Source organism: Amycolatopsis sp. cmx-11-32 (genome assembly GCF_047608695.1).
Lineage (GTDB): Bacteria > Actinomycetota > Actinomycetes > Mycobacteriales > Pseudonocardiaceae > Amycolatopsis.
On the sequence record NZ_JADNQN010000002.1, the window covers coordinates 485,091 to 498,147 of the forward strand.

Here is a 13,057-nt window from a genome sequence, read left to right on the forward strand (position 1 = left end):
GGCAAAAGGGCTCTCGGCAGCTAGTCTCGCGGACGAGCCGGAACCAGCCGACCGGCGGACAGCCACTGACCGGAGAGGTGAATGAACCGTGAATTCTTCTCCAGTGGTCCCTCGTCCGTGAACCGTCGGAATCCCCTTCCGGTATGCACTTCCCGATCAGTGAATCCGCGCCCGTGACGGCCGACGCGATCAGTCCCGTCCCGCGGTCCTCCGCGCCACGGGAAGCCCCGCCCGCGGTCACCGCGATGGTGCGGCTCATCCGCGACACCTGGGCGAAGTCGGAGCCCTTCATTCCGGAGATCTCCCAGTTCTTCTACGGGATGCTGTTCACCCTCGCGCCCGCCACCCGGGACTTCTTCCCGATCAACATGGAGGTCCAGCGCGGCAGGCTGGTGCGCGCGCTGGTCCACATCGTGCAGATGGTCGACCGGCCGGACGACCTCGTGCCGTTCCTGACCCAGCTCGGCCGCGACCACCGCAAGTTCGGCGTCATCCCCCGGCACTACGAGGCCGTCGGCACGGCACTGCTCGCCTCGCTCAAGAACCACCTCGGCCCGGACTGGACACCGGAGGTCGAACGGGCATGGGCGGAGGCGTTCACCATCGTCGCCCGCGCGATGCAGGAGGCCGCCGCGGCCGACGTCAACCCGGCGTCGTGGTCGGCAACCGTGCTCGAACACCGGCGGCTCACCTGGGATCTCGCCCTGGTCCGCGTCCAGCCCGAATTCCCGGTGCCGTACCAGCCCGGTCAGTACATGAGCGTCGAGGTCCCGCAGCGGCCGCGGCTCTGGCGCTACCTGTCCCCGGCGAACGCGCCGCGCGAGGACGGTGGCATCGAGTTCCACGTGCGCGCCGTCGACGGCGGCTGGGTGTCCAGGGCCATCGTGAGCCACACGCAGGCGGGCGACGTCTGGCGGCTGGGGCCGCCGCTCGGCAGGCTCGCGGTCGACCGGGCCGACGCCCGCCCCGTCCTGATGATCGCCGGCGGTACCGGCGTCGCGCCGTTGCGCGCCATTTTGGACGACCTCGCGCAATGGGGCGAGAACCCCGACGTCCAGCTGTTCTACGGTGGACCGTCGCGTGAGGACCTGTACGACCTCGACGAGTTGCGTGCCCTCGCGGCCACGAACCCCTGGCTCACCGTGACCCCGGTGGTCGAACGCGGTGACGAAGCCCCCGGTTGTGTACAGGGCACGCTCGCGGAAGCCGTTACCCAGCAAGGATCCTGGCCGGGGCACCGAATCCTCGTGTCCGGTTCGCCCACGATGATCCGGGCGACGGTGTCCCGGATGCTGGTCGCGGGCAGCGCGCTCGACCAGATCGCGTACGACCCCTTCACCATCGACTAGTCGTCGGTGAAGGCGACTCCACAATGGAGATCAGCGAAAGTCCGCGCACCGTTACGTAACCGGCTGATCGCGGAAAGAACGCCACTCGATCGGCGGATCATGTTTCGCCGCGAACTGCGAAAATCACTGGCAGGCAACGGAAAACGGACTCGCATGATCATTTTTACTTAGTGCCAGACGGGGTTGACGGCGCGTATATCGTTTGGTCCGTTCGAGCGGGAAACATCCATTCCCGGATCCTTTTCCGACCTTCGGGCATACAGTCGAGAACCTTCGGGGGACCACGAGCACGATCACGACATCGGGTTTGGAGAATATGCCCGATCAAACTGGAGAACATCGTCACCCATGGCAGCCGAAACAGTGAAATACGAACATCCACCGAGTTCGTCGAGATCTTCACCGGTTCCCGTCCCGCCACTGGTCGAAGCGCCCTCAGCGGACAAGACCGTCCAGCTGGCCAAACTCATCCGGGAGAGTTTCGCCGCCGTCGAAGCCAAGGCCGAGGAGCTGTCCCAGTACTTCTACGGGGTGCTCTTCTCCGTTTCACCGGACGCCAGGGCATTGTTCCCGATCACCATGGCCACGCAACGAAATCGTTTACTGCGCGCGCTCGTCTACGTCGTGCAGATGGTGGACCGGCCCGACGAACTGGCCACCTTCCTCGGCCAGCTCGGCCGGGATCACCGGAAGTTCGACGTCCTCGGCCGCCATTACGACGCAGTCGGTGTCGCGCTGATCGCCGCACTGAAACGGTTCTCGAAAGACGACTGGACACCCGAGGTGGAAGACGCCTGGGTCACCGCGTACGGCGTCATTTCGACAAGCATGCGCGAGGCCGCCGTCAAGGAGATCGGGCCCGCGTGGTGGAAGGCGACCGTGGTCGAACACCGTCCCGCGTCCCGCGACGTCGCCGTCATCAAGGTGCGCACCGACCAGCCGCTCCCGTACCGGGCCGGCGGCTACGTCAGCGTCGAAGTCCCGCAGCGGCCCCGGATGTGGCGGTACTTCTCGCCGGCGACCGCGCCACACGACGACGGGATGTTGGAGTTCCACGTGCACGCCGTGCGCGGCGGCTGGGTCTCGCGCGCGATCGTCCACCACACCCGGGTCGGCGACGTTTGGCGCCTCGGCCCCTCACTCGGCGCGCTTTCGGTGCACCACACGGAAAACCGTTCGCTGCTGATGATCGGCGGGGGCACCGGGATCGCGCCGCTGCTCGCCCTGCTCGACGAAATGTCGCGCTGGAAGCACAACCCGCCGGTGCACCTGTTCTTCGGCGGCCGCGAACCGGAAGACCTCTACGCCCTCGACGATCTCCGCGGGCTGGCCGTCACCTGCCCTTGGCTGACGGTGACCCCGGTAACCGAGGAAGGCACCGTCCCCGGCGGTGACCGCGGCACGCTGGCCATGGCGGTCACGCAGCGCGGCGCCTGGAAGGACCGCGACGTGTACGTCGCCGGGTCTCCGGCGATGATCCGCGCGACGATCGCGAAACTGCTCGGCGCGGGCACGGACCTGGCGAGGATCAAGTACGACCCCTTCACCCTGGATTGAGCGGGCGATTCGTTCGTATTAGGCCGTTCGGCCGTACTACTTGGGCTTTACGCAGCAGTAGGTCCATGAACCATTGACCGCGGTCACCGTCGGATTTATGGTCTAGACCACATTGCTCCCCCTCGCGGGAACACCGTCGTTCCACCTCAGGAGCCGGCATGACCGTCAAACGCAAACTCGTGGCAGCCGCCGCCGGGGCGATCCTCGCCCCGATCGCCATCGTGGCCATCCCGCAGGTGGCCAGCGCGCACGGCTACGTGCTGACCCCGCCCAGCCGCCAGGCGAACTGCGCCCAGGGCAAAGTTTCCGGCTGCGGCAGCATCGCCTACGAACCGCAGAGCGTCGAGGGCCCCAAGGGGCTCCGCAGCTGCAACGGCGGCCTCCCCGGGTTCGCGCAGCTCAACGACGACTCGAAGCCGTGGCCCGCCGCTTCGGTCGGCAACAGCGTGACCTTCAACTGGAAGTTCACCGCCTACCACCGGACCACGAACTACGAGTACTACATCGGCGGCACCAGGATCGCCAACATCAGCGGGAACAACTCCGCGCCGAAGGACCCGACGTCCCACACGGTGAGCTTGAACGGCTTCAGCGGCCGCCAGAAGGTGCTCGCCATCTGGAACATCGCGGATACGCCGATGGCCTTCTACAGCTGCATCGACCTGCAGATCGGCGGCGGCAACCCGCCGACCAGCACCAGCAACCCGCCCACCACCAGCAACCCGCCCACGACGTCGAACCCGCCGACCAGCACCAGCAACCCGCCCGCGGGCGGCACCTGGGCGGCCGGGACGGCGTACGCGGTCGGCAGCACGGTCACCTACGGCGGCGCGAGCTACCGGTGCCAGCTGGCGCATACGGCGATCCAGGGCTGGGAACCGCCGAACACACCCGCGCTGTGGACGCGCCAGTGAGGCTCGGCCTGATACTCGTCGCCGGTCTCGTGGCCCTCGCGGGCTGCGGGACCGGTGATGGCTCACCCAGCACCGCCGGCGCCCCGATCTCCCCGCTCCCCCAGTCGGCGACGGGTGCCCCGGCGTCCGCGGAGTACAACGACGCCGACGTGATGTTCCTGCAGATGATGATCGCCCACAACGCACAGGGTGTGGAGATCGTCAAGCTGGTGCACGCCAAACAGGCGCAGCAACCGCAGCTCAAGGATCTCGCGGCGGCCATCGAGGCGACGCAGCAGACCGAGACCACCGACATGCGGAACTGGCTGAAGTCCTGGGGCAAACCCGAGACGGGCTCGATGGATCCGCACGCGCACCACCATCACGGCGGCGACGGGCTCACGGACAAAGGCCTGCTCGACGCCTTGTCCAAAAAGGACGGCAAGGAGTTCACCCTCGACTTCGCCGACATCTTCGTCGCACACCAGCACAACGGGGTCGCGCTGGCGAGGACCGAGCTGAAGGACGGCAAGAACCCGGAGTCGAAGGCGTTGGCCCAGCGGATCATGGACTCGCGCACCGGCGAGGTCCAGCAGATCCGGACACTGGTCCCCGGCTGACGACCGCGTTTAGTCCTCTAGTTGCGATTCTTCGCAACTAGAGGACTAATTGCGTTTCTTGGGCTTCCACACCACGAGTGCCGTCTGCTGGCGCAGCGGGACGAGGTCCTTGCGGTAGGAGGCATGCACGGCCGCCGCCGTCTGTTCGGCGGAGACGTACGCGGCCGTGAGTTCTTCCGTCAGCTCGCCGATCCGCGCACGAAGCGCGTCGACCTGGTTCTCCAGCTCGATAATCCGCTTGATGCCCGCGAGGTTGACACCGTCGGACTGGGACAGTCGCTGCACTTCACGCAGCAACGCGATGTCCCGCATGGAGTAACGACGTCCACCACCGGAGGTCCGGCCCGGCGACACGAGACCCTGGCGGTCGTAGGACCGCAGGGTCTGCGCGTGCAGGCCGGACAGCTGCGCCGCCACCGAGATGACGAACACCGGGGTGTCCTCGTCCGCACCGTCGTGCGGCAGCCCGCCGAACATCGTGCTCACCTGCCTTCGAGAAGTTCGGTGATCTCCGGTCGCGGGTCGTGCTCGGACATGGCCTCCGCGTAGGCCTCCAAGGCCTCACGGGCCTTGTCGTCCACTTTGGACGGAATGGCCGCCTGCAGGGTGACCAGCAGATCGCCCTGTGCGCCGTCCCGTTTGGCGATTCCCTTGCCGCGCACGCGAAGCACGCGGCCACTGGCCGTACCTTGCGGCACCTTCAGCGAGACCTTGCCCTCGAGCGTCGGCACGGTGATCGTGCCGCCGAGGGCCAGTTCCGCGAAGGACACCGGCACGGTGATCGTCAGGTCGAGGCCCTGCCGCCCGAACACCGGATGCGGCGCGACGTGCACGCGGACGTACAGATCGCCCGGCTGCGCGCCGCCGCGGCCCGGTTCACCCTGGCCGGCGAGCCGGATCCGCTGGTCGTCGGCGACGCCCGGCGGGATCCGCACGGTCAGCGTGCGGGTGCGGGTGCTGACGCCCTCGCCCGCGCATTCCGGGCAGGGGTCGTCGATGATCGTGCCGCGGCCGCGGCAGTCGCGGCACGGCTCGGAGAACGCGAACGCGCCCTGGCTCCGGCTGACCAGCCCGCTGCCCTGACAGTTCGAACACGTCCTCGGGGTGGTCCCCGGCTTCGCGCCGTTCCCGCCGCAGGTGGAACAGGTCGCCGGGCTCGACAGCCGCAGTGGCAGGGTCGCGCCCTTGACCGCCTCGGTGAAGTCGATCCGGACGTCGGTCTCCACGTCCGCGCCGCGCTGCGGCCGGTTCGCGGTGGCACCGGCGGCGCCGCCACGACGGCCGAAGAGGCCGCCGAGGATGTCGCCGAGCCCGCCGAAACCGGCCTGTTGCTGACCACCCGACTGGCCGAAGATGTCGCCGACGTCGAATCCGCCGCCACCGGCGCCGCCACCCGGGAAGCCGAAGCCACCGGGACCACCGGAGCCGAAGAGGCGCCGGGCCTCGTCGTACTCCTTGCGCTTGGACGTGTCGGAAAGAACGCCGTAAGCCTCGGAGACCGCCTTGAACTTCTTCTCCGCCTCCGCGTTGCCCGCGTTGGCGTCGGGGTGGTTCTCCTTGGCCAGCTTGCGATAGGCCTTCTTGATCTCGTCCGCGGTGGCGTCGGAGGAGACGCCCAGCTCACGGTAGAAGTCCTTACCGATCCATTCCCGTGCACTCATCGAACGTCTCCTCCTTTCACGCCGTATCGCCGATCAGCGGTTGTTCTCATCGAAGAGCTCGCCGTCGAGCGGCAGCTCGCCACCGACGGGCGGGTCGACCGGAGCAGCCTGCGCCTCCGGTGCGGGGGCCGCGCCGGGCTCGTGGTCGGTGACCCCGACCAGCGCCGCGCGAAGCACGCGCTCGCCGAAGCGGTAACCGCGGCGCATGACCGTGGTGACCGTCGGGCCCGCGACGTCCGGCGAGGTGCTGTGCTGGACGGCCTCGTGCACGCTCGGGTCGAAGGCCTCACCCTCGGCACCGAACGGCTCGAGACCCGACCGCTGCAGGCTCCCGACCAGCTTCTCGCCGACCGCCTTGAAGGCACCCGTCAGATCGCCGTGCTGCTCCGCGCGCTCGAGGTCGTCGAGCAGCGGGAGCAGGTCACCGACGACCGCCGCCTTCGCGGCGGCGACGACCTGCTCACGGTCGCGGTCCACGCGCTTGCGGTAGTTGGCGTACTCCGCCTGGAGACGCTGGAGGTCGGCGGTGCGCTCCGCCAGCTCCTTCTCCAGACCGGTGGCCACCATCACCGAATCGTCCATGATGGAGTCCCCGAGGCCGGGGCCCGCGTGTGTCGCGGGCTCCGGCGCGGGCGCCACTGGGTCTTCCGAGGGAGCGGCGTGCTTCGGACCGTCCTGGGGATCGGCTGCCGGGGCGGCCGGACGGACCTCGCCGGTCAGCGGATCAATCCGCCGCTGGTCCCGCACGACCACCGGTTCCTCCGGGCCCCGGCCCTCGGTTTCGTCGTAGCGCCCCGTCACTTCTTGTCCTTCTTGTCTTTCTCGTCCTCTTCGACGATCTCGGCGTCGACGACGTCGTCGGCCTTGGCCTGCGAACCGGTACCGCCGGCGGCACCCGTCGCGCCTTCGCCGGCGGCGGCGTCATCGGCGGCGTTGCCTGCCGCGTTGGCGTAGAGCGCCGTGCCAAGCTCCTGCGAAGCGGTGTTCAGCTTCTCGATGGACTCGCGGATCTTCGCCGAGTCGGTGCCCTTGAGCGCCTCGTTGGCCTCGTCGATCGCGGACTTCACCTTGCCCTTGAGCTCCTCGGGCAGCTTGTCCTCGTTGTCCTTGACGAACTTCTCCGTCTGGTAGACGAGGGTCTCCGCCTGGTTGCGGGTCTCCGCCTCCTCGCGGCGCTGCTTGTCCTCTTCGGCGTGCGCCTCGGCGTCCTTGACCATGCGCTCGATGTCGTCCTTCGGCAGCGCGGAGCCACCGGTGATCGTCATCGACTGCTCCTTGTTCGTACCGAGGTCCTTCGCGAGGACGTGCACGATGCCGTTGGCGTCGATGTCGAAAGTGACCTCGATCTGCGGCACGCCACGGGGCGCGGGCGGAAGACCGGTCAGCTCGAACATGCCGAGCTTCTTGTTGTGCGCCGCGATCTCGCGCTCACCCTGGAACACCTGGATCTGCACCGACGGCTGGTTGTCGTCCGCGGTGGAGAAGATCTCCGAACGCTTGGTCGGGATCGTGGTGTTGCGCTCGATGAGCTTGGTGAACACGCCGCCCTTGGTCTCGATGCCCAGCGAAAGCGGGGTCACGTCGAGCAGCAGGACGTCCTTGACCTCACCCTTGAGCACACCGGCCTGCAGCGCCGCGCCGACGGCGACGACCTCGTCCGGGTTCACGCCCTTGTTCGGTTCGCGGCCGCCGGTCAGCTCCTTGACCAGGTCCGACACGGCAGGCATGCGGGTGGAACCACCCACGAGCACGACGTGGTCGATGTCGCCGACGGCGACACCGGCGTCACGGATGACGTTGTTGAACGGCTTCCGGGTGCGCTCGAGCAGGTCCGAAGTGATCTTCTGGAACTCGGCGCGGGAAAGCTGCTCGTCGAGGAACAGCGGGTTCTTGTCCGAGTCCACCGTGATGTACGGCAGGTTGATACCCGCGGAGTTCGAGCTGGACAGCTCGATCTTCGCCTTCTCAGAGGCTTCCCTGATGCGCTGGAGCGCCATCTTGTCCTTGGTGAGGTCGATGCCGTTGGAGGCCTTGAACTTGTCGACCAGCCAGGTGACGATGCGCTCGTCCCAGTCGTCACCACCGAGGTGGTTGTCACCCGAGGTCGCGCGGACCTCGACGACACCCTCGCCGATCTCCAGCAGCGAGACGTCGAACGTGCCGCCACCGAGGTCGAAGACCAGAATGGTCTGTTCCTTCTCGCCCTTGTCGAGGCCGTACGCCAGCGCCGCCGCGGTGGGCTCGTTGACGATGCGGAGCACGTTCAGGCCGGCGATCTGCCCGGCCTCCTTGGTGGCCTGCCGCTGTGCGTCCTCGAAGTAGGCGGGGACGGTGATGACCGCGTCGGTGATGGTCTCACCCAGGTACGCCTCGGCGTCACGCTTGAGCTTCATCAGCACCCGGGCGCTGATCTCCTGCGAGGTGTAGGCCTTGCCGTCGATCTCGGTCTTCCAGTCGGTGCCGACGTGCCGCTTGACCGACCGGATGGTCCGGTCGACGTTCGTCACGGCCTGGTTCTTGGCAGGCTGACCGGTCAGCACTTCGCCGTTCTTGGCGAAGGCGACGATGGACGGGGTGGTACGTGAACCTTCCGAGTTGGCGATGACCGCCGGCTCGCCGCCCTCCAGGACGGCGACGACCGAGTTGGTCGTGCCGAGGTCGATGCCGACCGCTCGCGCCATGGTGTGTTCCTCCTGCTAGTTCTTGACCTGCGGGTTCACTCCCACCTTGAGTGGGTGTCACGCAAGTTCTATCGGGATGATGCGGCTTCCGTCAAGCTGGACTTGAGTCGCCTGCACTCAACCTTGTATCCGGCTCAACGAGCGACCCGGTCGTCTTGTTCCCGGACTACCGGCAGACCTTGCCCGAAGTGGGTGTGACCCCGCTCACCAGGTACTTCACCTCTTCGGTGCGCACGCAGGCGGAGTTGAGCAGCCCCGTGTGCCCGTACCCGGCGTCGACCAGCAACGTCGAGTTCTCGATGTTCCGCGCGAGCCCCTTCGCCCACACCAGCGGCGTCGCCGGATCGTGTTCGCCGCCGACCACCAGGATCGGCGCCGCCCCCCGCACCTTCTGCGGCCGCGGTGGGTACGCGGGCGTGACGGGCCAGCCCGCGCAGCCGCTCGCGATGTCCCAGAACTCCGAGTAGCGCCAGCTGTGCGGGGCGAGGGTCTTCACCAGCCCTTGCATCACCCTCATGTCGGCGTAGGAGGTGAAGGCCGGGCCGAAGTCGTGGCAGCCGATCGCACGGTAGGCACCGTACGACGGGTCCAGCTGCGAGTAGGGCACCAGTCCCGAGGCGTCCGGCTTCTCCGCCGTCGCGATCGAGATCGCCTTGCTCAGGTCCGGCCAGAACGCCGGCAGGATGATCGAGCCGTAGACACCGGCCGCCATTTCCTCGGCAGTCACGTTCCGCCCGAGTTCGCTCGACGGGACACCGCCCGGCGGCGCCATGAGCGCGTCGTAGGTGGCGAGGACGTCCTTGCCGCGAAGCGCACACTCGGCCGACGTCGTGCACCACCGGGCGAAGTCCTTGAGTGCGCTTTCGGTCGCGATGGTCTCGTCGAGGATCGCCTTCCGCGTCGGCACCGAGTGGTCGATGGCACCGTCGAGGACCATCGCGCGGATGCGCTTCGGATACTTCTCCGCGTACACGGCGCCGAGCTCGGAACCGTAGGAGACCCCGAGCCAGTTGACCTTGGGTTCGCCGAGGGCGACCCGGATCGACTCGATGTCGTCGGCGGCGTTCCAGGTGTCCACTTGGGACATCGCTGGACCGGTCCTGTCGAGACAGTCCTGACCCGAAGCGCGATTGTGCTCGATGAACCGGTCGTACTCCGCGCGATTCCGGGGGAAGCGGCTGATCGACGGGTCGTGCAGCGTCGGCCCGCAGGTCACCGCGGGCGTACTGGCCCCGACGCCCCGCGGGTCGAAACCGATGACGTCGAACCGTTGTCGCGCTTCGGCCATTTCCAGCTTGTCCAGCGCGAAACCGCGGCCACCGTACTTGAGCACGGTGACGCCGGAGCCGCCCGGCCCGCCAGGGTTCGTCAGCAGGGAACCGACGCGGCGTGCGGGATCGGTCGCGGGCAGTTTCGCCAGCGCGATCGTGAAGGGACCGCTCACCCGGAGGCTCGCGCATTCCAGTGTCGGCGCGTACTCGGTCGCGCACGGTTTCCAAGCGATCCGCGGCGCGGCGGAAGCAGGCAGCACGGAAAGCGGGAGCAGGGCCAGCGCGGTGACGGCGGCGAGCGCCTTCGTCTTCCTGTTCACGCGGGCTTCACCGTGACCGAACCGGTGCCGGACTTGAGGTCCAGGACGTTCGCCGAAGCCTGGTCCTGCCGGATTCCGGCGGTCTCGACCTTGCCGAACTCCGACCTGGCGTTGATGCGATACGCGGCATCGGGAACGGTGACGGTGACCTTCCCGGTGTCGGCGTTCGCGGTGACCGCGCCCGGTTTCGCCAGCCCCACCTTGATGTCCCCGGTACCGATGGTCAGTTTCACCGGACCGGTCGAACTCAGGACCTCGAGCTCCCCGGTGTCGCCCCGGAGGTCCACCGCGGCCGCGCGGGTGAGCGTGATCTTGCCGGTGCCGATGCCGCCGGAGATCGCCAGCTCACGCGGGACCACGACGTCGTAGTCCACGCCGCACTGGCTGCAGCCGCCGAGGACGAGCGTGCCGTTCTCGACGCTGTGCGTCTTGCCGGGATTCCGGCCGGTGTAAGTGACTTCGCGGCGCAGCGAGACCGGTGCGCCGTCCTCGACCCGGAGTGTGACGCCGCCGACCGGGACGTCGACCCGGACGGCGGTGATCTGCTCGGTGACGGGTGTGCCGTCGCTCAGCGTCTGGCGGCTTTCGCCTGCGCAGCCGACGATCCCGAAGGCCGTCAGCGCGCCGAGCGCGAGCGCGCCGAGGACGCGCTTCTCTTTGTTCCCCATGAGAAAGTGTTTCCCCCGATAAAGTCCGTCAGGCCGCGTTGACCTTGACGCTTCCGCTGTCGGTGTTGAGATCGAGCTTGTACTGGGCCGAACCGGACTGGTTCACGTCGATGTCGCGGCTGCCGCTGTCGGTGGTGCCGCTGACGTTGTAGTCGCCGGAGGGCACGGTGACCTCGATCGAACCGCTGTCGCTCCGGGCCGTGATGTTCGCGGCCTCGACCAGCTCGAGTTCGATGCGGCCGCTGTCGGCCTGTGCCTGCACGTTCCCGCCGAGCCGCTCGCCCTTGATCGCGCCGGAACTCGCGTGGATGTCGACGTCCTGCCCGATGTTCTTCAGCTCGATGCGACCGGAGTCGGCCCTGACCTTCACGGTGCCCGGCACGTCGCGCACCTCGACCCGGCCGGAGTCGACCGAAATATCCACAGTGGACACACCGGCGATCTCCACCGCACCGGAGTCGACCCGCCCGGTGACCGGGACCCCCGCCGGGACGGTGACGTCGTAGTCGACCTCGCAGTTGTTCCCGCAGCCGGCGAGGACCAGGGTGTCACCGTCCACGCGATAGGCGTCGCTGGGCTTGTTCCAGCGGTACGAGAACTCTTGGCGGACCTTCGCCGGGCCGCTGCCCGTGCGGATCTTGACGGCGCCCTCGTCGTTTTCGACGCGGACGCTCTTGATCGACTGGGTCAGCTCGGAGGTCGCCTCCGCGTCGGAGGGCCACCACCAGCCGAGGCCGGTGAGGACACCGACGCCGATCAAGGCGATGCCTCCGATGGCGAGGAGTGGGCGGGCCATGGTGTTGAGTCCCTCCAGAGCAGGTTTTCGTGTGTCTCGAAGCTAAGGGCACCGCGCCGGGATGGACATAGGGGTAACCCCCGGAATCGTCCCTGATCCCGCGCCGGGGTTCTCGGGGTCCTAACCTGGCTTCGTCACCGGTTCCACGATCAGGAGGACGCATGCCGCAGGCACCCGATCCGTACGACTTCCTGCCCGATCTGCCTGCCTTCACCTTGAGCAGCACCGACATCGAAGAAGGCGGTTTCCTGCCGACGCCCCAGCTGTCCGGGATCTTCGGCGCGGGCGGCGAGGATCGTTCCCCGCAGCTGTCCTGGGACGGCTTCCCCGCCGAGACCAAGAGCTTCGCCGTGACTTGCTACGACCCGGACGCCCCCACCGCGAGTGGGTTCTGGCACTGGGCGGTGTTCGACATCCCCGCCTCGGTGAACGCGCTGGCGGGGAACGCCGGCGACGAGGCGGGCTCCGGCCTGCCCGAAGGCGCTGTCACCCTGAAGGGGGACGGCGGCGTGAAGCAGTTCCTCGGGGCCGCACCGCCGCCCGGGCACGGGCCGCACCGGTACATCTTCACGGTGCACGCTGTCGACGTCGAAAAGCTGGATGTCGGCGAAGACGCTACGCCGGCTCTGCTCGGCTTCAACCTCTTCAGCCACGCGATCGCGCGAGCTTCTCTTACTGCCCTGCACGAGAACAAGGACTGAGCGGCTTCAGGGGCTGAAGGACGCTTTCACCGCGTGCGACGTGGTGAAAGCGTCCTTCACCGCGTCGCATGCGGGGAAAGTCCCCTTCAGCTCCGGCCGTGCGGCCTGGACCGCTCCATGTACTGGCCCTCCTCCGGGTCGCCGAAGCCGAACGGCCGGTACAGCTCGTGCGCGTCGGCGGTGTGCAGCATCCATCGGAACTCCGCGCCCGGTCCGTTGTCGATCATCTCCCGGACCAGTTCCTTGCCGAGTCCCGCGCCGCGCGCGTCCTCGACGACGAAGACGTCCGCCAGGTAGGCGCTGCCGATGGTGTCCGAGAACGCCCGCGCGAAGCCGACCAGGCGGCCTGTCGAATCCTCGTACGCACCCACGACGCGCCACGCGTTCCTGAAGACCTTCTCGATCATTTCCCGGTCTCGCCACTTGCCCCAGTAGACGCTGGTGGACAGGCACTTCCACACCACGTCGAGGTCCACCCGAGCCGGGTCGTCATCCAGTTCGTACGCGCCGACAGTCCTCATGATCCGAAAGCTACCCGGC

At 67.8% G+C, this 13,057-nt stretch carries 13 protein-coding genes; 5 read left to right on the forward strand and 8 right to left on the reverse strand.

Features of this window, described 5'->3' with window-relative positions; translation table 11 throughout:
• The first annotated feature begins 143 nt into the window (after positions 1-143).
• The 4 genes from ACM6LR_RS07060 (at position 144) to ACM6LR_RS07075 (ending at position 4,419) form a co-directional block, all read left to right on the forward strand.
• A complete protein-coding gene (locus ACM6LR_RS07060; RefSeq protein WP_414936755.1) occupies positions 144-1,349 on the forward strand; it encodes a globin domain-containing protein in 1,206 nt (401 codons plus the stop codon).
• A 456-nt stretch (positions 1,350-1,805) separates the two neighbouring features.
• Positions 1,806-2,906, forward strand: a complete 1,101-nt coding sequence (locus ACM6LR_RS07065) for a globin domain-containing protein (protein WP_414943528.1) — start codon at positions 1,806-1,808, stop codon at positions 2,904-2,906.
• A 158-nt stretch (positions 2,907-3,064) separates the two neighbouring features.
• On the forward strand, positions 3,065-3,820 hold the full coding sequence (locus ACM6LR_RS07070; protein ID WP_414936754.1) for a lytic polysaccharide monooxygenase: 756 nt from the start codon (positions 3,065-3,067) through the stop codon (positions 3,818-3,820).
• Complete coding sequence (locus tag ACM6LR_RS07075; protein ID WP_414936753.1) at positions 3,805-4,419, forward strand: DUF305 domain-containing protein; 615 nt, start codon at positions 3,805-3,807, stop codon at positions 4,417-4,419. The genes ACM6LR_RS07070 and ACM6LR_RS07075 overlap by 16 nt, the downstream gene beginning before the upstream one ends.
• A 45-nt stretch (positions 4,420-4,464) precedes the next feature.
• Here ACM6LR_RS07075 and ACM6LR_RS07080 read toward each other — a convergent pair whose 3' ends face one another.
• The 7 genes from ACM6LR_RS07080 to ACM6LR_RS07110 form a co-directional block, all read right to left on the reverse strand.
• Positions 4,465-4,896, reverse strand: coding sequence for a heat shock protein transcriptional repressor HspR (locus tag ACM6LR_RS07080; RefSeq protein ID WP_414937119.1), 432 nt, complete (start codon positions 4,894-4,896; stop codon positions 4,465-4,467).
• Between the two features lie 5 nt (positions 4,897-4,901).
• Positions 4,902-6,080 (reverse strand): molecular chaperone DnaJ, encoded by a 1,179-nt coding sequence (gene dnaJ, locus ACM6LR_RS07085; protein ID WP_414943423.1) that lies wholly within the window; start codon positions 6,078-6,080, stop codon positions 4,902-4,904.
• A 33-nt stretch (positions 6,081-6,113) separates the two neighbouring features.
• The gene (gene grpE, locus ACM6LR_RS07090) at positions 6,114-6,881 is read right to left on the reverse strand and encodes a nucleotide exchange factor GrpE (protein WP_414943424.1); all 768 of its coding nucleotides are present in this window, start codon (positions 6,879-6,881) and stop codon (positions 6,114-6,116) included.
• Positions 6,878-8,761 carry a molecular chaperone DnaK gene (gene dnaK / locus ACM6LR_RS07095; protein ID WP_414936750.1) on the reverse strand — a complete coding sequence of 628 codons (1,884 nt, stop codon included), beginning with the start codon at positions 8,759-8,761 and terminating at the stop codon, positions 6,878-6,880. The genes grpE and dnaK overlap by 4 nt, the downstream gene beginning before the upstream one ends.
• Before the next feature lie 166 nt (positions 8,762-8,927).
• Complete coding sequence (locus ACM6LR_RS07100; RefSeq protein WP_414943425.1) at positions 8,928-10,352, reverse strand: alpha/beta hydrolase; 1,425 nt, start codon at positions 10,350-10,352, stop codon at positions 8,928-8,930.
• The gene (locus ACM6LR_RS07105) at positions 10,349-11,020 is read right to left on the reverse strand and encodes a hypothetical protein (protein WP_414936748.1); all 672 of its coding nucleotides are present in this window, start codon (positions 11,018-11,020) and stop codon (positions 10,349-10,351) included. Before ACM6LR_RS07105 ends, ACM6LR_RS07100 begins: the two co-directional genes overlap by 4 nt.
• A gap of 28 nt (positions 11,021-11,048) precedes the next feature.
• Positions 11,049-11,816, reverse strand: a complete 768-nt coding sequence (locus tag ACM6LR_RS07110) for a DUF4097 family beta strand repeat-containing protein (protein ID WP_414943426.1) — start codon at positions 11,814-11,816, stop codon at positions 11,049-11,051.
• A 161-nt stretch (positions 11,817-11,977) separates the two neighbouring features.
• On the opposite strand from ACM6LR_RS07110, the gene ACM6LR_RS07115 reads away from it, so the two are divergent.
• A complete protein-coding gene (locus ACM6LR_RS07115) occupies positions 11,978-12,517 on the forward strand; it encodes a YbhB/YbcL family Raf kinase inhibitor-like protein (RefSeq protein ID WP_414936746.1) in 540 nt (179 codons plus the stop codon).
• Positions 12,518-12,603: 86 nt separating this feature from the next.
• Here the strand turns inward: ACM6LR_RS07115 and ACM6LR_RS07120 are convergent, their stop codons facing one another.
• On the reverse strand, positions 12,604-13,038 hold the full coding sequence (locus ACM6LR_RS07120; RefSeq protein ID WP_414936745.1) for a GNAT family N-acetyltransferase: 435 nt from the start codon (positions 13,036-13,038) through the stop codon (positions 12,604-12,606).
• Positions 13,039-13,057: the final 19 nt, after the last annotated feature.

What these genes read in the sequence shown, in the direction of transcription:
- ACM6LR_RS07060 (WP_414936755.1), top strand. Translation starts at nt 144, where the DNA reads ATGCACTTCCCGATCAGTGAATCCGCGCCCGTGACGGCCGACGCGATC.
- ACM6LR_RS07070 (WP_414936754.1), top strand. Translation starts at nt 3,065, where the DNA reads ATGACCGTCAAACGCAAACTCGTGGCAGCCGCCGCCGGGGCGATCCTC.
- ACM6LR_RS07080 (WP_414937119.1), bottom strand. Translation starts at nt 4,896, where the DNA reads ATGTTCGGCGGGCTGCCGCACGACGGTGCGGACGAGGACACCCCGGTG.
- dnaJ (WP_414943423.1), bottom strand. Translation starts at nt 6,080, where the DNA reads ATGAGTGCACGGGAATGGATCGGTAAGGACTTCTACCGTGAGCTGGGC.
- dnaK (WP_414936750.1), bottom strand. Translation starts at nt 8,761, where the DNA reads ATGGCGCGAGCGGTCGGCATCGACCTCGGCACGACCAACTCGGTCGTC.
- ACM6LR_RS07105 (WP_414936748.1), bottom strand. Translation starts at nt 11,020, where the DNA reads ATGGGGAACAAAGAGAAGCGCGTCCTCGGCGCGCTCGCGCTCGGCGCG.
- ACM6LR_RS07110 (WP_414943426.1), bottom strand. Translation starts at nt 11,816, where the DNA reads ATGGCCCGCCCACTCCTCGCCATCGGAGGCATCGCCTTGATCGGCGTC.
- ACM6LR_RS07115 (WP_414936746.1), top strand. Translation starts at nt 11,978, where the DNA reads ATGCCGCAGGCACCCGATCCGTACGACTTCCTGCCCGATCTGCCTGCC.
- ACM6LR_RS07120 (WP_414936745.1), bottom strand. Translation starts at nt 13,038, where the DNA reads ATGAGGACTGTCGGCGCGTACGAACTGGATGACGACCCGGCTCGGGTG.